The 19,601-nt window shown below is 61.1% G+C and carries 20 protein-coding genes and 1 pseudogene; 9 read left to right on the top strand and 12 right to left on the bottom strand.

All coding sequences use genetic code 11. The features are described from left to right. The first annotated feature begins 50 nt into the window (after positions 1-50). From P0D96_RS16235 to P0D96_RS16215, 5 genes are all read left to right on the top strand, one after another. Positions 51-1,502 (top strand): aldehyde dehydrogenase, encoded by a 1,452-nt coding sequence (locus tag P0D96_RS16235; RefSeq protein ID WP_408314307.1) that lies wholly within the window; start codon positions 51-53, stop codon positions 1,500-1,502. A gap of 44 nt (positions 1,503-1,546) precedes the next feature. Beyond that, positions 1,547-3,448, top strand: a complete 1,902-nt coding sequence (locus P0D96_RS16230; RefSeq protein ID WP_408314305.1) for a feruloyl-CoA synthase — start codon at positions 1,547-1,549, stop codon at positions 3,446-3,448. Between the two features lie 34 nt (positions 3,449-3,482). Next, a complete protein-coding gene (locus P0D96_RS16225) occupies positions 3,483-4,367 on the top strand; it encodes an amidohydrolase family protein (protein ID WP_408314304.1) in 885 nt (294 codons plus the stop codon). Between the two features lie 119 nt (positions 4,368-4,486). Further along, positions 4,487-5,533 (top strand): phytoene/squalene synthase family protein, encoded by a 1,047-nt coding sequence (locus P0D96_RS16220; protein ID WP_408314302.1) that lies wholly within the window; start codon positions 4,487-4,489, stop codon positions 5,531-5,533. Between the two features lie 204 nt (positions 5,534-5,737). After that, the gene (locus P0D96_RS16215; protein WP_408314300.1) at positions 5,738-5,986 is read left to right on the top strand and encodes a hypothetical protein; all 249 of its coding nucleotides are present in this window, start codon (positions 5,738-5,740) and stop codon (positions 5,984-5,986) included. Positions 5,987-6,328: 342 nt separating this feature from the next. Here P0D96_RS16215 and P0D96_RS16210 read toward each other — a convergent pair whose 3' ends face one another. From P0D96_RS16210 to P0D96_RS16175, 8 genes are all read right to left on the bottom strand, one after another. Then, a complete protein-coding gene (locus P0D96_RS16210; RefSeq protein WP_132378815.1) occupies positions 6,329-6,646 on the bottom strand; it encodes a DUF4148 domain-containing protein in 318 nt (105 codons plus the stop codon). 229 nt (positions 6,647-6,875) lie between these two features. Continuing rightward, the gene (locus tag P0D96_RS16205) at positions 6,876-7,568 is read right to left on the bottom strand and encodes a hypothetical protein (protein WP_132379484.1); all 693 of its coding nucleotides are present in this window, start codon (positions 7,566-7,568) and stop codon (positions 6,876-6,878) included. Further along, positions 7,568-8,050 (bottom strand): glycoside hydrolase family 108 protein, encoded by a 483-nt coding sequence (locus P0D96_RS16200; RefSeq protein WP_408283916.1) that lies wholly within the window; start codon positions 8,048-8,050, stop codon positions 7,568-7,570. Before P0D96_RS16200 ends, P0D96_RS16205 begins: the two co-directional genes overlap by 1 nt. Before the next feature lie 99 nt (positions 8,051-8,149). Continuing rightward, a complete protein-coding gene (locus P0D96_RS16195) occupies positions 8,150-9,583 on the bottom strand; it encodes a tetratricopeptide repeat protein (RefSeq protein ID WP_408177259.1) in 1,434 nt (477 codons plus the stop codon). 344 nt (positions 9,584-9,927) lie between these two features. Further along, entirely contained in the window at positions 9,928-10,194 is a 267-nt protein-coding gene (locus tag P0D96_RS16190) for a hypothetical protein (RefSeq protein ID WP_132378809.1), read from the bottom strand. A 458-nt stretch (positions 10,195-10,652) separates the two neighbouring features. Then, a complete protein-coding gene (locus P0D96_RS16185; RefSeq protein WP_408314297.1) occupies positions 10,653-11,519 on the bottom strand; it encodes an ABC transporter permease in 867 nt (288 codons plus the stop codon). A gap of 16 nt (positions 11,520-11,535) precedes the next feature. Next, entirely contained in the window at positions 11,536-12,330 is a 795-nt protein-coding gene (locus P0D96_RS16180; RefSeq protein ID WP_408177258.1) for an ABC transporter ATP-binding protein, read from the bottom strand. Between the two features lie 39 nt (positions 12,331-12,369). Beyond that, entirely contained in the window at positions 12,370-13,389 is a 1,020-nt protein-coding gene (locus tag P0D96_RS16175) for an ABC transporter substrate-binding protein (RefSeq protein ID WP_408283909.1), read from the bottom strand. 260 nt (positions 13,390-13,649) lie between these two features. Here P0D96_RS16175 and P0D96_RS16170 point away from each other — a divergent pair, with 260 nt between their 5' ends. The 4 genes from P0D96_RS16170 to P0D96_RS16155 all read left to right on the top strand — a co-directional run bounded on the left by P0D96_RS16170 (position 13,650) and on the right by P0D96_RS16155 (position 17,178). Continuing rightward, positions 13,650-14,327, top strand: coding sequence for a response regulator (locus tag P0D96_RS16170; RefSeq protein ID WP_011492737.1), 678 nt, complete (start codon positions 13,650-13,652; stop codon positions 14,325-14,327). Further along, on the top strand, positions 14,317-15,711 hold the full coding sequence (locus P0D96_RS16165) for a sensor histidine kinase (RefSeq protein WP_408314296.1): 1,395 nt from the start codon (positions 14,317-14,319) through the stop codon (positions 15,709-15,711). Before P0D96_RS16170 ends, P0D96_RS16165 begins: the two co-directional genes overlap by 11 nt. A 189-nt stretch (positions 15,712-15,900) precedes the next feature. Beyond that, positions 15,901-16,686: a COG4705 family protein gene (locus tag P0D96_RS16160; RefSeq protein ID WP_408177255.1), complete on the top strand. Its 786-nt coding sequence runs from the start codon at positions 15,901-15,903 to the stop codon at positions 16,684-16,686. Between the two features lie 72 nt (positions 16,687-16,758). Then, on the top strand, positions 16,759-17,178 hold the full coding sequence (locus tag P0D96_RS16155) for a histidine kinase (protein WP_408314293.1): 420 nt from the start codon (positions 16,759-16,761) through the stop codon (positions 17,176-17,178). Between the two features lie 106 nt (positions 17,179-17,284). Here P0D96_RS16155 and P0D96_RS16150 read toward each other — a convergent pair whose 3' ends face one another. The 4 genes and pseudogenes from P0D96_RS16150 to P0D96_RS16135 form a co-directional block, all read right to left on the bottom strand. Further along, positions 17,285-17,536, bottom strand: a complete 252-nt coding sequence (locus P0D96_RS16150; RefSeq protein ID WP_342960841.1) for a hypothetical protein — start codon at positions 17,534-17,536, stop codon at positions 17,285-17,287. A 283-nt stretch (positions 17,537-17,819) separates the two neighbouring features. Next, a complete protein-coding gene (locus P0D96_RS16145; protein WP_408177469.1) occupies positions 17,820-18,980 on the bottom strand; it encodes an iron-containing alcohol dehydrogenase in 1,161 nt (386 codons plus the stop codon). Further along, entirely contained in the window at positions 18,980-19,288 is a 309-nt protein-coding gene (locus P0D96_RS16140; protein WP_408283897.1) for a putative quinol monooxygenase, read from the bottom strand. Before P0D96_RS16140 ends, P0D96_RS16145 begins: the two co-directional genes overlap by 1 nt. Next, a pseudogene (locus P0D96_RS16135) lies at positions 19,288-19,583 on the bottom strand (glycerol-3-phosphate responsive antiterminator); the annotation flags it as partial. The pseudogene P0D96_RS16135 and the gene P0D96_RS16140, both read right to left, overlap by 1 nt. Positions 19,584-19,601: the final 18 nt, after the last annotated feature.

Raw genomic sequence — 19,601 nt, 5'->3', positions numbered from 1 at the left:
CGCACTACGGTGAGTGATGCAGCGAGAGAGACAGCGAGGAGACGACGGACATGCATGAAGTGACTTTGTTGATCGGCGGCGAAAGCCGCGGCGCATCGGACGGCAAGACGTTCGAGCGGATCAATCCCGCGAGCGGCCAGACTGCTTCGCGTGCGGCGGCGGCCACGTTGGCCGATGCCGACGCCGCGGTTGAAGCGGCCGCGCGGGCCTTTCCGGCCTGGTCGGCGCTGGCACCGACCGAGCGTCGCAAGCGTTTGCTGGCGGCAGCGGATCTGATGGACGCCCGCACCGCGCAGTTCATCGAAACCGGCGTCGCCGAAACGGGCGCAATGCCGAACTGGTACGGCTTCAACGTCATGCTGGCCGCCAACATGCTGCGCGAAGCCGCGGCCATGACCACGCAGATCGACGGCGACGTGATTCCGTCCGACGTGCCGGGTAGTCTCGCGATGGCGGTGCGCCAGCCATGCGGCGTGGTGCTCGGCATGGCGCCGTGGAACGCGCCGGTGATTCTCGGCACGCGGGCCATTGCGATGCCGCTCGCGTGCGGCAACACGGCCGTGCTCAAGGCATCAGAAGGTTGTCCGGGCGTGCATCGGTTGATCGGCAGCGTGCTGCAGGAAGCCGGGCTCGGCGATGGCGTCGTCAACGTGATCACGCATTCCGCCGAAGACGCGCCGGCGATCGTGGAGCGGCTGATTGCGCATCCGGCGGTACGTCGGGTGAATTTCACCGGATCGACGCGAGTGGGGCGCATCGTCGCGCAGCATGCGGCGCTGCATCTGAAGCCGGCGTTGCTCGAACTCGGCGGCAAGGCGCCGGTCGTGGTGCTCGGCGATGCCGATCCGGATGCGGCCGTCGCAGGCATCGCGTTCGGCGCGTTTTTCAACCAGGGGCAGATTTGCATGTCGACGGAGCGCGTGATCGTCGACCGGAAGATTGCGGATGCGCTGGTGGAGAAACTCGCGGCGAAAGCGCGAAGCCTGAAAGCCGGCGACCCGGCCGCTGCGGATTCCGTACTCGGTGTGCTCGAAAGCGCGGCTGCCGCGCGGCGTATCAAGGCGTTGATCGAAGACGCGCATGAGAAGGGCGCGCGGTTGCCGGTCGGCTGCACGGTCGAAGGCGCTGTGATGCAACCGGTGATTGTCGACGGCATTACGCCTGCAATGAAGCTGTATGCGGAAGAATCGTTCGGGCCGGTGGTGACGGTGCAACGCGTGGATGGTGACGAAGAAGCGATTCGAATCGCCAACGACAGCGAATATGGACTCTCAGCAGCGGTATTCAGTCGCGATGTGTCGCGCGCGTTGAACGTCGCGAAGCGCATTGAATCGGGCATCTGCCATATCAACGGTCCGACCGTGCACGATGAAGCGCAGATGCCGTTCGGCGGCGTGAAGAAAAGCGGCTACGGGCGATTCGGCAGCAAGGCGTCGATTGCCGAGTTCACGGATCTGCGTTGGATCACGATTCAAACCGGACCGCGGCACTATCCGATTTGATCGTTGCGATCGCGATTTCCACTCTGATCGATAGGAGACAGGCTTTGCATTCCGAGCCGATACAACCGAATACCCCCGGTGCGCCGATGCGCTACCGGGCGACGACGATCGGCGCTTCATCATTGCACACGCAGCGCCAGGGCGACACGTGGTATCTGCGCGCGGCAGAACCGCTCGGCGGGCATCCGCAACGTATGACGGAACGGCTCGCGAGCGGCGCGCAAGCGCATCCCGACCGATGGCTCGCGGCGCGTCGCGGCAGCGACGGTCAATGGATCGGCCTGAGCTACGCAAAGGCGTTGCAAAGCGCTCGCGCAATCGGCCAGGCGCTCCTCGCGCGCGAACTTTCCGCTGAACGGCCCATCGTGATTCTGTCGGGCAACGATCTCGAACATCTGCAACTTGCGCTCGGCGCAATGTGGGCCGGCGTTCCCTATGCCGCGATTTCGCCGGCCTATGCGCTTGCTTCCGGCGACTTCGGCAAGCTGCGCCATACGATCGACCTGCTGACGCCAGGTCTCGTGTTTGCAAGCAGCTACGATACGTTCGCCAAGGCAATCGAGGCGGTCGTGCCGGCCGATGTCGAAGTAATTGCCGCCAACTTGCCACGAGAACAGCGGACCGCGCGTAGCTTGACTTCGTTCGGCGACCTGCTGAACACAACGCCCACTACGGTCGACTCAGTTCACGCCACGGTAAGCCCGGACGCGATCGCCAAATTCCTTTTCACCTCGGGTTCGACCAAACTGCCGAAAGCGGTGCCGACCACCCACCGCATGCTATGCAGCAACCAGCAGATGCTGCTCGAAACGTTCCCCGAGTTCGCGAAGGAGCCACCGGTGCTGGTCGACTGGCTGCCGTGGAATCATACGTTCGGCGGCAGTCATAACGTGGGCATCGCGCTCTACAACGGTGGCACGCTCTATATCGACGACGGCAAACCGGTCAACGGCAAGTTCGAGGAAACGCTGCGCAATCTGCGCGAGATCGCCCCGACCATCTACTTCAACGTGCCGAAGGGTTGGGAGGAACTGGCGATCGCGCTGGAGCGCGACGAGCAATTGCGCGAGACTTTTTTCTCGCGCGTGAAGGTGTATTTCTTCTCCGGTGCCGGCTTGTCGCAAGCGGCGTGGGACAGGCTCGAACGCGTCACTGAGACGTATTGCGGCGAGCGGATACGCATCATGGCCGGACTTGGTATGACGGAGACGTCGCCGTCGTGTCTGTTCACCACGGGGCCGATCATGCGCGCGGGCTATGTGGGCCTGCCCGCGCATGGTTGCGAAGTCAAACTCGCGCCGGTCGGCGACAAGCTCGAGGCGCGTTATCGCGGGCCGCACGTCATGGCCGGGTACTGGCGTGCCGACGCGGCCGAGTTGGAGAACGTCTTCGACGAAGAAGGCTACTTCCGCAGCGGCGACGCACTGCGCTTTGTCGACATGGCGCAACCGGAACTTGGGTTGTTGTTCGATGGGCGCATTGCCGAGGACTTCAAGCTGAGTTCGGGCACTTTCGTGAGCGTCGGCCCGATGCGGGCGCGCGTGATTTCTGAAGGCGCACCGTATGTGCAGGACGTGGTGGTCGCCGGCATGAATCGCGACGATGTGGGGCTGCTGGTCTTCCCACGTCTCGACGATTGCAAGCGGCTGGCTCGTTTGCCCGTTTCGGCGAGCGCGCAAGAGGTGGTCGAAGCACCCACCGTGCGCGCGCACTTCGCGGCTCTGCTCGACACGCTCAATCGCGGTGCCACGGGCGGCGCGACCACCATTGCGCGGCTGCGGCTCATGGACGTCGCGCCGTCGCTCGATCTCGGTGAGATCACCGACAAAGGCTCGATCAATCAACGCGCGGTGTTGACGCATCGCGCCGCGCTCGTCGAGGCGATGTATGACGCGGCACAGCGCGATCCCGCGGTGATCGTCGCGAGTGCATGCGGCGCGACGTGACGCGTGCGCCGCAGGATCAGACAGGAAAGGCTAGATGAATCTCGACCAACTCGTCGCAATCGACACTCACGTGCACGCGGAAGTTTCGTGCTGCCAGCCGCCGGATCTGTTCGGCAAGGAATTGGACGATGCCGCCGACAAGTACTTCGGCACCGTGCTGAAACTCGGCCGGCGGCCGACGATTCCCGAGACCATCGAACACTATCGCGAGCGCAAGATCGGCTTCGTGATGTTCACCGTGGACTGCGAAGCGAACCTCGGACGGCGGCGCATCCCAAACGAGGAGATCGCCGAATTCGCGCAGAAAAACAGCGACATCATGATTGCCTTCGCGAGTATCGATCCGCACAAGGGCAAGATGGGAGTGCGTGAGGCGCGCAAGCTGATCGAGGAATACGGTGTGCGCGGTTTCAAGTTTCATCCCACGATGCAGGCGTTTTTCGCCAACGACCGGCTTGCTTATCCGCTCTACGAACTGATCGCCGAACATCGGCTCACGGCGGTTTTTCACAGCGGCCATTCCGGCATGGGGTCGGGCATGCGAGGCGGCGGCGGACTGCGCCTGAAATATTCGGAGCCGATTCATCTCGACGACGTCGCGGCGGATTTCCCCGATATGAACATCGTGATCGCGCATCCGTCGTGGCCGTGGCAGGAGCAGGCGTTGTCGATCGCATTGCATAAGCCCAACGTCTATATCGACCTGTCCGGCTGGTCGCCGAAATATTTCTCGCCCGAGCTGATTCGCCACGCCAATACGGTGCTCAAGCGCAAGATGCTGTTCGGTTCGGATTTTCCGCTGATCCAGCCGGACCGCTGGCTGGAGGATTTCAGGCAGGTCGGTTTCAGGGAAGAGGTGCAGCCTTTGATTCTCAAGCAGAACGCGGTCGGCCTGCTGGGGCTTCAGAACGACACCTAAAAGCGTTGGTGGGTAGCAGTGCAGGTCCACTGCGCACGGCAGAGGCGCTTCGCCGTATACAATTCGGCAGCGCCTGATTTTTGCCTGTTTTTTTGCCCAATACCGACCTGATCCCATCCATGCCGAATCCGACCCGGGCCTTCCTTCTTGGCCCGCTCCTGAAAGGCGTTTCACGCTCCTTCTATCTCACCCTGCGCGTGCTGCCCGTCGGGATGCGCGATCCGATCGGACTCGCCTACCTGCTGGCACGCGCGGCCGATACGATTGCGGACACCTCGCTGATCTCGCCGGAACAACGCCTCGCCTTGCTGTTGTCGCTGCGTGCTCAGGTGAATGGCGCAACCGACGACGGCGCGCTGTTCCAGCGCATGGCCGCCGAAGTGGCGGGGCAGCAGATCCAGTCGGACGAGAAAGTGCTGCTCGAATCGCTCGGCCCTGCGCTCGATGTGTTGTCGCAGCTGAGCGAATCGGATCGCAAGGCCGTGCGCGAGATCGTCTCGACGCTGACCGAAGGCATGGAGTTCGATCTTCGCACCTTCCCCGACGAACGTTCCGGTCAGATCGCGTCGCTGCGCGAATACGACGAACTCGACCGCTATACGTATCTGGTGGCGGGCTGCGTCGGCGAATTCTGGACCACCATGACCTACGCGCACATGCCAGGCACGCTGAAGGAGCGGCCCGAGACGATGGCACGGCGCGGCGTGCGGTTCGGCAAGGCGCTGCAAATGACCAACGTGTTGCGCGATTGCGGCAAGGATTTGCGAATTGGCCGTTGTTATTTGCCGCAGACCCTGCTCGACCAATATGGCCTAAGCGCGCAGGATCTGCTGCTGCCGGCCAATTCGGTGCGTGCCCGGCCGCTGATGGTCGAACTTCTGCGCAAGACACTCGATCATTTCCGCGAAGCCCTCGATTACACGCTAGCGATTCCCGCGTTTTCCGTGCGTTTGCGGCTCGCATGTTTGTGGCCGATTCTGATCGGTCTCGAGACGTTGATCCTGCTCGCGGACAACAGCGCCTGGCTCGATCCGCAGAAAGTATCCAAGGTGCGACGCAATAGGGTGTATCAGATCATCGCGTCGTCGCTGTTGCTGGTGCCTTCGAATGCGCTGGTGCGCAATGCCATCGAACAGCGAATCAGGCAGATCGAAGCCCGGCTATGAGGGTGATGGAACACGCGGTGTGTCAGCGAAGCATTCAGGAGTTCCATTTTCTACGGGCAAGACCGGATCGATCCACGCCGTATAACGGACTGCGTGAAAGCGTGACCTGATTTAATCTGCATCATGGAATAGCCATCGATCGGGAAACCCCTAGGACCGTGTATCCATGGTTCGCGTTAGTCTCTTCAAAAGAGGAGGCGAACCATGAGACAAGCGTTCAATATTGCCGTAGTGCTGTTGCTAGGCTATCTGATGGCAGATAGGGCGCTGATGCGTGCGCAAGCGGGAGAGATCGGGACAATAACGTGTCACCAGGGGGCTGAGCTGGTCAAATCGAACGCGCTGAAAAAAGGCTTTGGAGACATCGGGGCCAGCAGTCAGGGCGAGAATTTCCTCTCGAGCTGTCTCGTCACCGGGCGCGGTCAAGTGGGCGATCTGGTCGCACGCGACTGACGCGGGTCACCGGACCCACTATCTGAAACCGGCACGTAGTCCGCCATTGCGGGCGCCGTTTCGATACTGACAAAGGCGCTGCCGAACAAGGCGCCAATAAAAAGCGCCCGGACCGTGAAGGGTCCAGGCGAAGCCATCGGGAGCCCGATGACGGAGGTAACCAATACACCACTGGCCCGCGATCGGATACTCGGTCGCGGGCCAGTTCGTTTTGAATCATTGCGCACCGGTTACTGGTGCGCGAGGCGGTCAATCGCCGCGCAAAACTTGGCGCTAGTGCAGTTCGACTCGCCGAATGGCTGGTTACGGTCGGGTTACTGCTTGATTACCGCGCGACGCCGCTTAGTTGCCGAAGTAAATCGACTTCGGGCCGTTCGCTTGAACCGGGCTGCCCGCTTGCGAGGCGCCACTCACCACACCACCGTAACCACTTTCCGCTGCCTGTGCGGTGCCGTTCTCACGAGCGACGCGGGCTTCTGCGGCCTGGATGTCGGCGGGGTAGTACGGGTCGGCGAGGCCGGGCTGATAGCCTGCCTTTTCGAGTTGAATCAGTTCGGCACGCACTTGAGCGCGGGTCACCGGCTGGTTGGACTGCGCAAACGAAGCAACAGGAGCGGCCAGTACAGCGGCGATAACAACGGCTTGAATGAGCGATTTCATGATGAACTACCTCCAATTCGGTTTTATCTTGCTACGAACGTTCTTGTTCGTATTCAGTGATTGGATTGTAGTTTTGCGACCTGGATAGAGTAATCCCCGTTTGAGGTAATGTTTGTTGCTAAATTTGAGACAACCAGCCGGAATTCCGCGGGCGAGAAACGCGCGACGATGCACGCGGCGAGCCGTTCACTCGTCGCGTGCATCGTCTGGTTCTTGAACGAAGCGCCAATCAACTGCCCGAGAAAATCGGACCCTGTCCACCCGGCGAGAATTGCTGGAATACCTCGCTGTGCGACGGACCCTGCGCTGCTTGTGGACGCGCCGCCGAAGCCGTTGCGGGCTCGCGAAGCGTGACGGCGCTGTCCGGTGTGATGGGAACGCTGGGCTTGGCGAGCAACTCGGTCTTTCGCATCGATCCCACCGACGTGCCGAAGTAGTAGCCGATGATGCTGATCCACGCCGTACCCAATGCGCCGACGATCACGTTGACGAGATCCTTGTTCGTGCCCGGCAGCGGCTGGAAAGCCATGAGCAATAGAATGCCGAAGAAGCCGGCAGTGACCGCCATCGCAAGGACTTTGGGCACCCAGTCCTTATTGCTGATTCCCATGGCGCGCGCGTCGGCCCGATCGGCGGCCTGGATGCGCGCCATATCGCTTTCGTGCGCGAGGCTCGCCTGGGCGGCGCTGACCATCAGTTGTTGCAATTGCAACGAGTTCGCACTTTCGGCTTGCCGCACTTTCTCCAGTGCGGTGGGATCGTTCAACGCGAGTTCCACGACGCCGGGATCGCTCGGCGTGCCGAGTGCATGCGAAATGATCGCGGCGGCGGCCGTCACGCCCACGCCGATCGGACCACCCACGAGGCCGGCGAGAAGCGGCGCGCTGCTGCCGATGTTCGACGCTACTTTAGACCAGTCCATCATGCTGCTCCCAGGAGAAGATTAGCGGCCATTCTTTCGGTCCATCCACGGCTGAAATTGGGCCAGGCGTGCAGATTGCGCAGGTAACGCAAGCGATAAGCGGCGAAGCGCATGACGAACTTCAGCGGGTCCGCGCTTTTGACCGCATCGAGTGTGTCCGGGCCGAACTTGCCGTCTTCTTTCGCGCCGGAAGCTTTTTGCATCCACAACACCACCAGACCGCCGTTGTAATTGGCGTCGAATATCTGGAAGGCCACACGCGGATCGAGTTCGTCGAGATGCAGAGGATCCCAATACTTCTGTTTGGCGATCTGTCTGGCGGTTTCCAGCGGCAGGTCTTTCATGGCGCCGGTATAACCGGCGCTGCGTGCCACGCGCGCCGTGACGCCCCACATTGTTTCACCGCCAGGGTCATGCGGATTGAAGGAGTAACCGCCTTCATTGCCGATCAGAGCCTTGAACGCCTCTTCGAAATTGTCCATCGAACATCTCCTCTTCAACTAGGTGCTTTAGTGCAACGGTTAGGTGCTGCGGGATCCATCCATCTGCATTGCGTGCCACTCGGTGCAGCTGGGTGTTCGTTATGCGGTTTGCAACGAAAGCGAGGCGGGCGGGTTCGCAACAGGTCTGACTCCGCCATTGGGTTTCGATGCGTCCGGGCGATTGCCCCCCTGCGCCGCTCGGGCAAGCCGCGCCAGATGACTTTCCCGCGCTGACAAAGTCCCTGCATCGAGTTGCAACGCTTGCGCATATTTGCGCGAGGCGCCGGGCAGATCGCCTTTGCGATCCAGTGCCCGGCCCCATTCCGCGTAAGAGGGCGCCAGATCGGGGCGCAGCGCGACGGCACGCGAGAGTTTTTCGATCGCTTCGTCATAGCGGCCGACGGTGACGAGCGCTTCGCCCCAATCGTGCAGGTTGTCGACGGAGTCCGGCTTCATTCTGTCCGCCTGCTTGAATGCATCGAGTGCTTCGGCATAGCGACTCGCATGCAACAGCACGTCGCCGAGAAGACGCAGATTTTCGGCCGTCTTCGATTTCTCGCTGGCGCCAGCTCGCAACGCTTCGAGCGCGTCATCGATGCGATGCTGCTGTTCGAGTGCGATGCCAAGGCTTGCGTGCAGCACCGCCGAATGCTTGTACACGGTCAGTGCTTCGCGAGTCTGCTGTTCGGCCTCTTTGGATAGCCCCTGATTGGCAAGCAGCCACGCTTTGCCGGCGAGCGCCCATTCGCCTTGCTCGGAGGCGGGCAGTGCCAGCACTTCGTCGTAGATCGAAACGACCTCGCCGTAGTCGCATTGCGCGAGCGAACACTTGGTTCTCTGGACTTGCGAATAGAGATGACTGGCGAGAATATTCGGCTCGGCAAGACGCATGGCTTTGACCGCAATGTCGTGCACGAACTTCTCCAGATCGCGTCCTTCAAAAGGCACCGTGCTTTCGCGGGAATTGAAGGGGCCGCCTTCAATCTGCACGTGCGCTACATAGGAATCCGCGCTGTCGTTGACCTTCGTGATGCCGACATGAACCATGACATCCGTGCGTTTGATGACGCCTTTGATGAAGCGCACGGTGGTCGCATACGACATCTCCTGACCGGGGATCTGAATGTCCGGTTGTGCGTCGTTGTCCGTCATGGTGTCGTGAGGAATCGACTCGGCGTCCTGGCCGATCGCCCGCATCGAAGACATGATGCGTTCCGCGAGAAAGTTCGACGTGTAGCCGCGTTCCACCAGCGACTGCGGCGTCTCGACAGGTGGCACCAGCAGTTGCCGCGTGAGCACGCCACGCACGACGAGGCAGAAAAAACCGATGGTGAGCACCGCGAAAACCCACGGCAAAACGTACGGCCACAATTGTTTCGGGCCTCGACCGATGAAACCTGCGGTCCGCAACCCGAACGGCACGAGTCCGGCTGAAAAGTGGCGATTTCCCGCGCGATGCGTCGAACCGCTTGCCGCGGAAAAAGACCGGCTTCGCCAATTCATTGGTCGACGTTGACTCTGCACACTCGACATGACGCACCTCGATTTCAGCCGATGTTGGTGAATGCACGACTGGGTGACGGTTGTTACGCATTGACCGTGCCATTGCGCACAGTGCCTTATGCAGCGGGCCTATACGCTATTGCGGCGACTGGGAGGGCGGAAATGTGTTGCGCGCGGGCCAACGAATGCCGATCGCAAGTTTGCTGGCGGGAGACAGGTGGGGAGTTTGCGGAGAGGGGAGAAAGGGATGCTTCGATTAGGCGCCGTATTCACTTCGTCCTGTCGCGCGACGGGGAAAATACGGCGTCATTCGTGCAGCGAAGCCGGAGGCGAGCTATTCGGCTATGCGGTCGGCTCCAATACCACGGCGTCGTTCAGTTGCCTCCTTTGAACAGATCTTGCAGGCGCGCCGCCTCGCCATTTTTCTGCGATTGAATGAGTTGCTGGTAGACATCCGCACGCGTCAGTCCCTGTGCTTTTGCAGGGCCACCGGACATCGAAGTGGTGGAGGGTTGCCCACCCACTGCGTCGGCTGCTGTCGGTTGAGCTTGCGCTGTATTTTCCGTACTGGCGTCCTGAGCGTGCGCTTGCCATGCGAACGCGCAAAGCAGTCCGCCTGCGATGATCAGAGCCTTCTTCATGTCCCTCTCCTTCAAACCCTCGGCGTCGCCCTTGCGACACCTCATTGCGAAAGTTCCGCCGGAATTGTCCGCGACACATGCCGGACAACCTGACGGGACACAGGGCGGAGACGGTCACCGGCTTCCTTGTCGAATTCCGCGCAGCGCACCAGAGAGGTGCGTTATCGAAGTGCTTCGTCTAGCAAGGAAAGGTGCGCGCTGAGGCTTTGTTGTTCGGCGGCGGCTCAGAGAGCCGGTCTTGCCTCCACCATGTGAAGGAGACGGGTAGGTCGCGTGAAAATTCAAGCGTTAATCAGCCATCCTGAATGCATATATGGCTCTTTGCTTCAAAAAATCCGATCAGGTTAATTTAGCCTTACTTCCATCTTTCATTTAGCACAAAAAGAAGAATGCCGTTCAGCCCGAGACTGAACGGCATTCTTTTTAACTCGGCCTTCTACACGGCTAATGTAGCTCACTTAAACCGCAGCCGGCCGCCACTTCAACAAGCGCTGTTCGACCGCAGTCAACAGATAATCCGCTGCCAGTGCGACCACGGCCAACACAATCATCGCCGCGAACACACCACTTGCGTTGAACGCGCCTTGCGCAGTGGAGATCAGCAGACCAATACCTTGCTTCGAGCCGAGGAACTCGCCGACCACCGCGCCGACCAGAGCAAAACCGAAGCTCACGTGCAGGCTCGCAAGGATCCAGCTCAACGCCGACGGAATCACCACCGAGGTCGTCACCTGACGGCGCGACGCGCCGAGAATCTGCGCATTTGCGATCATGTAGCGATCCGCTTCACGCACGCCCTGGAACGCGTTGGCGAACACGACGAAGAACACCATCACCACCGCCAGCGCCACCTTCGACGCCATGCCCAAACCCAGCGCAATCACGAACACCGAACCAAGCACCACGCGCGGAATCGAGTTGGCAATCTTGATGTAGAGACTGAAGACATCCGAGAGCAGTTTGTTGCGACCGAGCAGGATGCCGCAAAACACGCCGGCGACCGAACCGATAATGAAGCCGAGTCCGGTTTCTTCGAGCGTGACCCACACCTGGGTGAGCAGCGGACCTTGCGACGTGCCGTTCAAGAACCAGTCGATGATCTGTTCGAAAATCGCGCTTGGCATCGAGAAGAAGAACGGGTCGATCCACTTCAGACGCGCGGACAATTCCCATCCGCCGAGCACGACCACCAGCACCACGATACGCAGCGTGATCACCAGCGCGTGACGCTGCCGGATGCGTTTTTGCGCCACACGCTCGACTTGCGCAAGCGATGCGGCGTCGATGCCCGAGCGGGGCATCATCTGTTGAGGGGTAGTAGACATGTTTGCCGTTCCTTGATTAACCGATCTGCACTTCTTCGCGCAGGTCGTGCCAGATGTCGCGCGAGATTTCGATGAAACGCGGGTCGTAGCGCACTTCCGACGTGACGCGCGGGCGCGGCAGATCGATCTCGTACACTTTCTTCAGCGTCGCCGGGCGCGCGGTGAGTACGAATACGCGGTCGGCGAGCGCAATCGCTTCTTCCAGATCGTGCGTGACGAACACCACCGAGCCGACACCGGCCCACAGTTGCAGCAGTTCGTCCTGCATCAGCGTGCGGGTTTGCATGTCGAGCGCCGAGAACGGCTCGTCCATCAGCAGGATTTCCGGTTTATTGATGAAGGTCTGCGCGAGCGCCACGCGCTTTCTCATACCGCCGGACAGTTGATGCGGATAATGCTTGCCGAACTTGTCGAGGCCCACGCGGCGCAGCCATTCGTTGGCTTCGTCGTACGCGGCGGATTTCGAACGGCCGCGATACAGCGGACCTGCCGCCACGTTGTCGAGCACCGAGCGCCACGGGAACACGGCGTCGGCCTGAAACACGAAACCGATACGCGGATCGATGCCGTCCACCGGCGCGCCCATCACACGCACTTCGCCGGTGGTGGGCTTCAGCAAGCCGGTAATCATGCTGAGTGTGGTGGACTTGCCGCAACCCGTCGGGCCGACCACCGCGACGAATTCGCCGCGCGCCACCGACATGCTGAAGTCGCGCAACGCGATCGTCGCCTTGCCATCAGGAGAAATGAAACGGCACGATACGTTGCGCATCTCGATCGCTGGCGTATCGCGTGACAGGGGTTGATTCATCGGCTGGTGCCTCGCTGTTCTCGTGATGTTGAAAGGGCGTTACTTCGCCGCGGTTTTGACCGGTGCCGACACGTAGTCGTTGGTGTAGGTCTTGGCGAGGTCGATATGCTTACCCTTCACCGAAGGATTGAACGCCGACAGCACTTTCAGCACGGTTTCCGGGCCGTCGGGTGGCATCTTGCCGTCCTTCGTGAACATCGGCAGCGACGCCTTCAGCGCGCCGACGTACAGGTCTTTGTTGTTGCCGTAGTAGTCCTTCGGCATCTTCGCGGCGATCTCTTCCGCGCTATGCGTGGCGATGAAGTTCAGCGTCTTCGCGAAAGCGTGCGAGAGCCTCGCGGCGTCGTCCTTGTGCGACTCCGCCCACGCGCGCTGCACGTAGAAGCTCGACGCCGGATACGTGCCGCCGAGCGCGGCGCGCGTGCCTTCGAGCGTGCGCATGTCGACCAGCACCTTGGCGTCGCCGGTCTTCAGCAACTGCGAGACGGTCGGCTCAGTCGTCATGCCCGCGTCGATACGGCTCTGCTTGATGGCCGCGATAAAGCTGTTGTCCGCGCCCACCGGCAGCAGCGTGTACTGTGTGGACGGCACACCCGCACGTTGCGCGAGGTATTGCGTGAGGAAGCTGGTCGACGAGCCGAGCCCGGTCACGCCGAGCGTCTTGCCCTTCGAATCGGCCATGCTCTTGAAGCTGTCCGCGGCCTTGGTGGAGACCATTTCCACTTCGCCCGGCACCTGGCCGAAGATCACCAGCGCCTGGATTTCCTTGCCCTTGCTCTGCAGGTCGATGGTGTGATCGTAGAAGCCCACCACGCCTTGCACCGCGCCCGCCAGCAGTTCGTTTTCCGCGTCGACGCCGGCCGGTTGCGAGAGGATTTCGACGTCGAGGCCTTCGTCCTTGAAGTAGCCGAGTTGCTCCGTGAGCTTGGCGGGCAGATAGATGATCTTGGTGGCACCGCCGACCATGATCGTGAGTTTTTCCGCATGAGCGGCGGCCGAAGCGGCGGCAAGGGTGAACGCAACACCTGACACGGCGGCAATCTGGCGCAAGGTACGCATGAGGCAGTCTCCTTTGGTTTGGTCGCCGCTGGGTGTTGCGCGCGGCGCTTTCTGGGTGAATGACGGCGATTATAGAAATTTGAAACCTTCTGCCAGCTTTCTGGACCGAGTGCAAATCATGGGTGTTAACCCGCAAGCTCGCCGCAACCCCGCCGCAACCTCGTCCCAAACACGGCAACGTATGCTGCAAACCACATAGGACGCGCGCAAGCGCTTTGTTTTACGGCACAATCGACGGCCTGACTTTTGCCGTTCCCGCCATGAAGCTGCTGCTCATCGAAGACAACCCCACGCTGGCTCACTGGCTCGCGAAGATGCTGGAGCAGGAGGCGTTCGCACTCGATGCCGTGCAGGACGGCGACGCGGCCGACCAGCTGTTGCGCACCAATCACTACGACGTGATCCTGCTCGACCTGAACCTGCCCAAGCTGTCGGGCAAGAACGTGCTGCGGCGTCTGCGCCAGCGCGGCGACGCGACGCCGGTGCTGATTCTGACGGCGAGCGGCTCGATCGACGAAAAGGTGGAACTGCTCGGCGCCGGCGCGGACGATTATCTGGTCAAGCCGTTCGAAGTGCGCGAGTTGATCGCGCGGATCAAGGTGGCGATCCGCCGGCAGTCGCCCTCGAAGGCAAGCGAAGTGGTGTGCGGCGATCTCGCGTTCGACATCGACACGCGCCAGTTCACGCTGAAGGGCGCGCCGCTGAACGTCACGCCGCGCGAGCGCTCGGTGCTCGAAACGCTGATCCTGCGTCTGGGCAAAACCGTGACGAAGCCGGCGCTGGTCGACGCGATCTTCACGCTCGCCGACGAGCCGAGTGAAGACGCCGTCGAAATCTATATCTCGCGTCTGCGCAAGAAACTCGACGGCAGTTCGGCGGCGATCGTCACGCTGCGCGGGCTAGGCTATCTGCTGCGCAAGAAAGAAGATGACCAATAGTCTGCGCATGCGCTTGCTGTGGTGGCTGCTGGTGCCACTCGCGTTGTACGTATTCGTGACCGGCAAGGCCGAATACGACAACGCGCGGCGTACGGCGGATCTGGTGCAGGACAATCAGCTGATCTCATCGGCGCGCATGATCGCCGGCGAAGTGGAATGGGTGGATGGCTTCCTGCGTGTGGATGTGCCGCCCGCCGCGCTCGAAGTATTCGTGTCGCCCTATCGCGATCAGGTGTTCTACAGCGTGAGCGTTGACGACGGACGCCTGCTCGCCGGTACTCCCGATTTCCCGACGCGTCCGCAGCAAGCGCCGGATACGCCGGATCATTACGACTCCCATTTGCAAGGCCACAATGTACGGGCGGTCGGCCTCGTGCGCCTCATGTACGACAACGGCGCGACACGCCGCGTGCGTGTGACGGTCGGTAAAACCGTGCGTTCGCGCGACGCCATGGCCCAGCAGTTGTGGCAACCGCAGCTCGTGAGGCAGATCGAAATGATCGTGTTGGCGGTCGCGCTGGTATGCATCGGCCTGACTTTCGAGTTGCGTCCGCTGATGAAAGTGAAAGAGGATGTGACGGACCGCGATCCGATGCAACTCGAGCCGATTCGTGTCGAACGTCTGCATACCGAGTTGCGGCCGATCGTGGAAGCGATCAATCAGTGCATCGCGCGGCTCGGCGTGCAGGTGGCTGCGCAACGCCGCTTTATCGCCGACGCCGCGCACCAGTTGCGCACGCCGCTTACATTGCTCGGCACGCAATTGCAATTCGCGCGTCAACAGGACGGCTTGAAGCCCGCGCTCGACGAGGCACTGGCCGCCATGCATCGTAGTAACCGTTCGATGGTGGGCCTCACGAACAAGCTGCTTCTGCTCGCGCAAGCGGAGGCCGCGGACAACACGCAACTGGCCATGGAAACGGTGGATCTGGTGCCGCTCGCCTTGGAGGTCGTGGAAGACCTCGCGTTGCTCGCCCAGGCCAGAGGCATCGATTTAGGCGCCGAACTGCAGGGCGTTGCACCAGTGGCGGGGCATCGCGGGCTGCTTCAGGCGTTGATTGCGAACCTCGCGGAGAATGCGATCCGCTATACCGGCAGTGGCGGGCACGTTACGGTGGGCGTGAACGCCACAGCCGATACCGTCAACGTGAGCGTGCTGGACGACGGTCCCGGCATTCCGGCCGAGTCGCGCAGCCGGGTGTTCGAGCCGTTCTTCCGGGCGTCGGCGGACACGGAGGGCACCGGTTTGGGCCTCGCCATCGTGCGTGAAATCGCGGACGCCCATCACGGCGAAATCACGCTGAAGCCGGGCGAGGGCGGCAAAGGCGTGCACATCAGCGTGTCGTTTCCGCGGGCCGCGGCAGAGCAATCCCAGACGGGTTAAAGCCCGCAGGCAGGTTAGGAAAGGTGTCGGTGAAAACGAATCTTCATCGGCTGCATATATGGGCAGGATTGGCCTCTCACGTAAGGTTTCCATAAGGTTCTCCATTGCATATTCGGCGTACTGGCTGAATAGGCGCGCTCGTGTTCGAAACGTCGAACCCCTTGCTCATAAAAATGGAGAACCAGCGTGATGGAAACGTCGAACTATCGGGTTGTTCTGGCGAACAACAAAGTGCCGGAGGCTACGCTCATTTTCTGGGCGATCAAGATTCTCGCGACCACGGTCGGCGAGACCGGGGCAGATTATCTGGCCGTTCACATGGGTCTTGGCACCGCGCTGACGGACGCGATTATGGCTGTGCTACTGCTCGCCGCGCTGGCCATGCAACTCCGTATGAACAAATATGTGCCGTGGATCTATTGGCTGACCGTGGTTCTGGTCAGTGTGGTCGGCACGCAGATTACCGACGCACTGACCGACAAGCTCGGTGTCAGTCTTTATGTCAGCACGATCGTATTCGGCCTGGCGCTCGCTTTGGTTTTCGCGCTCTGGTATCGCAGCGAACGCACACTCTCGATTCACACCATTTATACGACACGCAGAGAGCTTTTCTATTGGGCCGCGGTGTTGGTCACGTTCGCGTTGGGCACGGCGGCCGGCGATCTCGCGACCGAAGCGCTGGGGCTCGGCTTCGTGATCGGTGTGGTGGCGTTCGGCGCGCTGATTGTTCTGGTGAGTTCGATCTATTACGCCGGCGGTAATCCGGTACTGACATTCTGGCTGGCCTACATTCTGACGCGGCCACTGGGCGCCTCGCTCGGCGACATGCTGTCGCAGTCGCGCGCGTACGGCGGCTTCGGCCTCGGCACCATCAACACGAGCGCGCTATTCCTAAGCGCAATTGTCGTGCTGGTGATTGTCGCCAGTGTGGCCGAACAGCGTACGGTGCGCCCGAGCGCGGCACATGAACCTTGAGCGTGTGCCGCTCGTCGAGTTGCCACGTAGTCCCTTTCAATCCCGTACCGAATCCAACGGAAGATCACCATCATGAATCAACGCGCTCTTGGCAAAGCCGCTATCGCTTCGTTTATCGCACTCTCCGCGATCAGCTTTGGTCATGTCGATGCAGGCCGTATGAGTCTATTGTCAGCCGAAGCCGCGGAGCCGGCCAAAGTGTCGAAGCTCGGCGATCTCGCACCGTTCCGCAAGATCGCAGCGGACACCGCAGCGCTGGTCGAGAAAGGCGATCTGGCGGGTGGTAAGGCGCGCATCAAGGATCTCGAGCTCGCATGGGACGACGCCGAGCCGTCGCTGAAGCCACGCGCAGCTACGGATTGGCATACGGTCGACAAATCAATTGATCGCGCGTTGAGCGCCTTGCGCGCCAACACGCCGAATGCAACGGAATGCAAACAGTCGCTCGCCGATCTGCTGGCGGTGATGGACCGCATGAGCGGTAAAGTCTGATGCGAGAACGTCGCACGGTTGTGCAATTGATCAGTTGGACAGCGGATCAATTCTGCATCGTTAGGTGGGAAAAGCGCTAAGCGTGCCCGTTAGCACACGCACTTCATTACCGCGGTATCCAAGGCGCCCGAATCTGAGTGCCGATCGGCTTTTTCTTCGCGCCATTTTTCGCCTCAAAGCTATCCAGATCCCTAAGCAAATGCTGGATCTGCGAGGCTTGCGTTTCGGTCAACCGGAATTCGTTCTGTATGCGATGCAGGCGTCTTCGCCAATATGCCGGCTGTAGCACGGGCTCACCGCGAAATGCGCTCAGTGACGGCACCATCACACGCGCCACGTGCGCGATGTCTTCATCCATTGTCATGCCATAACCCCGATGACCTCGCCATTGAGTAGTCGCTTTGGTTCTTATGTCGCGCGTGGACAGAGCCTGTTAGGTGGTGTTTGTCCGAAAGCGGCGGTCATCATCCTACAAACTCACAATTCGTCGGTCAAGGTTTCCGACGCTCATCGACGCAAGGAAAACCCGACACAAGCCGGGTCGTCGCGCGGTTTGTTCAGTCTGAGGTGCGCTTGTTGCGCTGCATGATCTGCTGGTTTGTCACCTCACCACCAACAGCGCAGCACAACGCAAACCAGCCTCAAAACGCAGACGTATAAATCGCCAGCGCATCCGCCTCGCTAACCGGCCGCGGGTTATTCACCAGCAACCGCGTCTGCAACATCGCGTCGCTCGCCATCCGCTCGAGCCCGCTTTGTTCGATGCCGACATCACGCAGACGCGCCGGAATCGCCGTCGCGGCAATCATCTGTTCGAGCCGTTCGATCAACGCTTGCGTCTTGCTTTCATCACTGCCGGTCAAACCCGGCACGACCACCTCGGCGAGTTCCGCGTACAACGGCGCCGCCGCTTCCGCGTTGAAGCGCAACACATGCGGCAACACGAGCGCGTTCGAGAGACCATGCGGCACGTGATAAATGCCGCCGATCGGATACGCGAGCGCATGCACCGCGGCAACTGGTGAATTCGCAAACGCCTGGCCCGCGAAGGTTGCGCCGAGCAGCATCGCTTCTCGCGCGTCGCGATTCCGGCCGTTTTCGCAGGCGGGCAGCAGATTGCGCGACAACAGGTCGAGCGCCTTCACCGCAAGCATGTCGGAGACCGGATTCTTCAGATGCGCGGACGTGTACGCCTCGATGGCATGCACCATGGCATCGACGCCGGTCGCCGCGGTCGCCGCAACGGGCAGGCCAAGCGTGAGTTCAGCGTCAAGCACTGCCAGGTCCGCGATCAGTTGCGGCGCAACCACCCCCATCTTCTTCGCTTCGCCCACCGTCACGATCGACACGGCCGTGACTTCAGAGCCGGTGCCCGCGGTGGTCGGCATCTGCACGAGCGGCAGACGCGCTACCGTGATCTTGTTGACGCCGTACATCTCGCTAAGCGCCTGCTGTTGCTGCGGCGCGAGCACGGCGATCAGCTTCGCCACATCCATCGACGAGCCGCCGCCGAGTCCCAGCACGATTTCCGCGCCGGCAGTCCGTGCACGCGACGTCGCTTCGAGCACGATGTGTTCGGGCGGATCGGCGATCACGTCGTCAATCACGGTGGTGTCCCAACCGTGCGCCGCGAGGTCGGCGAGCGCCGGATTCAGCAACCCGCTCGTGTGCAGAAAACCATCCGTGACGACGCACAGACGCGTCAGCGTTGGAAATTGCGCGCGCAACAAAGCGCCGAGACGGCGCGCCGCACCGAACTCGACGACGAGCGTCGGCACCGTTTGAAACCGGAATGCGTTCATCATGGCGCGTCTCCGGGCACCATATGGCTTTCGACTTCGCGCCGGTCGAGCAGCGGAATGATGGTGCCGAAGCCGAGTCGCTGGAAATGTTCGGTTTCGCGATGATCGGCGAGACCGTCGGCGTCGCTGTACTTTTCGAGAATCACGAAGTGGTCAGGCTCCAGTGGCGAGCGGAAGAATTCGTAGTAAAGATTTTTCGGCTCTTTTCGGGTTGCCGCGGCGAGTTCGGTAAGGAGCTTCACGATCGCGTCGCCGTTGCCGGGCTTGGCGAAATAATGCGCGATCACCTGCAGGTAAGCATTGGCCATCAGTCACTCCAACAGGATGGGTACTTCAACGTTTTAGCGTCAACTTCAGGGTCCAGATTCCATGACCCGCTGTCGCGGGTCGAGACCGCGGCGGCGCCGTTCTTCAACGCATCGAACACGTCGCGCTTATTGCAGACGAAACCCGACGTGACGACCGGCGACAGGGCCTTGCGGTCCTGCTTCGACAGATGCGAGAGCATGGCCGCAGGCATCAGTTGTACCAGATTCGGGTCATTTTGCTCCAATGTCTCGACGCGCTGCGCGGCCACGTGGAGCGGTGCGCCACGAAGACTCTGATGCATCTTGATAGCGC

The sequence above is a fragment of the Paraburkholderia sp. RL17-347-BIC-D genome, assembly GCF_046027915.1.
Lineage (GTDB): Bacteria > Pseudomonadota > Gammaproteobacteria > Burkholderiales > Burkholderiaceae > Paraburkholderia.
This window is presented reverse-complemented; position numbering and strand designations above follow the sequence as displayed.

Coding starts and splice junctions, on each gene's coding strand:
- P0D96_RS16235 (WP_408314307.1), top strand. CDS start 51: ATGCATGAAGTGACTTTGTTGATCGGCGGCGAAAGCCGCGGCGCATCG.
- P0D96_RS16225 (WP_408314304.1), top strand. CDS start 3,483: ATGAATCTCGACCAACTCGTCGCAATCGACACTCACGTGCACGCGGAA.
- P0D96_RS16220 (WP_408314302.1), top strand. CDS start 4,487: ATGCCGAATCCGACCCGGGCCTTCCTTCTTGGCCCGCTCCTGAAAGGC.
- P0D96_RS16215 (WP_408314300.1), top strand. CDS start 5,738: ATGAGACAAGCGTTCAATATTGCCGTAGTGCTGTTGCTAGGCTATCTG.
- P0D96_RS16210 (WP_132378815.1), bottom strand. CDS start 6,646: ATGAAATCGCTCATTCAAGCCGTTGTTATCGCCGCTGTACTGGCCGCT.
- P0D96_RS16205 (WP_132379484.1), bottom strand. CDS start 7,568: ATGGACTGGTCTAAAGTAGCGTCGAACATCGGCAGCAGCGCGCCGCTT.
- P0D96_RS16200 (WP_408283916.1), bottom strand. CDS start 8,050: ATGGACAATTTCGAAGAGGCGTTCAAGGCTCTGATCGGCAATGAAGGC.
- P0D96_RS16195 (WP_408177259.1), bottom strand. CDS start 9,583: ATGTCGAGTGTGCAGAGTCAACGTCGACCAATGAATTGGCGAAGCCGG.
- P0D96_RS16190 (WP_132378809.1), bottom strand. CDS start 10,194: ATGAAGAAGGCTCTGATCATCGCAGGCGGACTGCTTTGCGCGTTCGCA.
- P0D96_RS16185 (WP_408314297.1), bottom strand. CDS start 11,519: ATGTCTACTACCCCTCAACAGATGATGCCCCGCTCGGGCATCGACGCC.
- P0D96_RS16180 (WP_408177258.1), bottom strand. CDS start 12,330: ATGAATCAACCCCTGTCACGCGATACGCCAGCGATCGAGATGCGCAAC.
- P0D96_RS16175 (WP_408283909.1), bottom strand. CDS start 13,389: ATGCGTACCTTGCGCCAGATTGCCGCCGTGTCAGGTGTTGCGTTCACC.
- P0D96_RS16170 (WP_011492737.1), top strand. CDS start 13,650: ATGAAGCTGCTGCTCATCGAAGACAACCCCACGCTGGCTCACTGGCTC.
- P0D96_RS16165 (WP_408314296.1), top strand. CDS start 14,317: ATGACCAATAGTCTGCGCATGCGCTTGCTGTGGTGGCTGCTGGTGCCA.
- P0D96_RS16160 (WP_408177255.1), top strand. CDS start 15,901: ATGGAAACGTCGAACTATCGGGTTGTTCTGGCGAACAACAAAGTGCCG.
- P0D96_RS16155 (WP_408314293.1), top strand. CDS start 16,759: ATGAATCAACGCGCTCTTGGCAAAGCCGCTATCGCTTCGTTTATCGCA.
- P0D96_RS16150 (WP_342960841.1), bottom strand. CDS start 17,536: ATGGATGAAGACATCGCGCACGTGGCGCGTGTGATGGTGCCGTCACTG.
- P0D96_RS16145 (WP_408177469.1), bottom strand. CDS start 18,980: ATGAACGCATTCCGGTTTCAAACGGTGCCGACGCTCGTCGTCGAGTTC.
- P0D96_RS16140 (WP_408283897.1), bottom strand. CDS start 19,288: ATGGCCAATGCTTACCTGCAGGTGATCGCGCATTATTTCGCCAAGCCC.